The organism is Pseudomonas sp. K8 (genome assembly GCF_014889455.1).
In the GTDB taxonomy this organism is placed as follows: domain Bacteria; phylum Pseudomonadota; class Gammaproteobacteria; order Pseudomonadales; family Pseudomonadaceae; genus Aquipseudomonas; species Aquipseudomonas veronii.
On sequence record NZ_VJWO01000124.1, the window covers coordinates 1 to 944 of the forward strand.

Sequence of the window (944 nt, forward strand, 5' to 3'; positions counted from 1 at the left end):
CTCACCGATTACGTGCAGCATCAGTTCGGCGTCGCCGGGCGGCAGAGCGCCAACTTCTTCGTCAACGCCGCCGATACCCGCACCCGTGGTGCCGAGCTGGTGACCAACTGGCGGCAGGGGCTCGGCGATGGCCAGCTGGTGCTGACCGGTACGTATGCCTACAACAAGACCACGCTGAAGAACGTGCTGGCCACGCCGGCGAGCCTGTTGGCGCTGGATCCGGATTACGTGCTGTTCGGCGTGGAAGAAAGCAACACGCTGACCGATGCCACCCCGCGCACGCGTGCGCAGCTGGCGGCGACCTGGGCCAATGATCGGTGGACACTGAGGAGCCGCCTGAGCCGTTATGGCAGCGTGACCCGGGTGTTCAACTTCGGCGATGGGTTCGTGCCGCGGCAGACGTATGGCGCCGAGTGGCAGCTGGATGCCGAGGTGGAGTACAGGATCACGCCGCAGTGGAGCGTGGCGCTGGGTGGGCAGAACCTGACCGACAATTACTCGGACCTGTCCAACGAGGACATCTACTACTACGGCAACCTGCCGTATGACGTGTTGTCGCCGATGGGTAGCAATGGTGCCTACTACTATGGGCGCGTTCGGTATACGTTCTGATCGTTGGTGCAGCCAGGCAGGGCCTGGCTCTACGGTGGGTCCCGGGTGGACACGAGCTTGAGGAACGCCTCGTTCTGGTAGCGGCTCATGCGCAGCTGCTGGCCGGTGTCCAGGGTGACCACGTGGTGGCCGTTGAACCAAGGGTGGATCGCCTTGACCCGCCGGATGTTGACGATGGCCGAGCGGTGCACGCGGGCGAAGTGGCGCGGGTCGAGCCGGGCGGCGAGGGCGGCCATGGTGCCGCGGTGTTCGTGCATGCGGCCGGCCAGGTGGATCTCGGCGATGTTGCGGGCGGCCTTGATCCATACGATCTCGTCCACGTCGACCAGCAC

General features: G+C 65.3%; 2 protein-coding genes. One reads left to right on the forward strand and one right to left on the reverse strand.

Translation table 11 applies throughout. The features are described 5' to 3' along the window. Positions 1–612: TonB-dependent receptor domain-containing protein (locus tag INT12_RS30490; RefSeq protein ID WP_193059179.1), on the forward strand; the 612-nt coding region annotated here is incomplete at its 5' end. 29 nt (positions 613–641) lie between these two features. On the opposite strand, the gene INT12_RS30495 is transcribed toward INT12_RS30490, so the two are convergent. Further along, the coding region (locus INT12_RS30495; RefSeq protein WP_193059180.1) for a LytTR family DNA-binding domain-containing protein at positions 642–944 on the reverse strand (303 nt) is incomplete at its 5' end.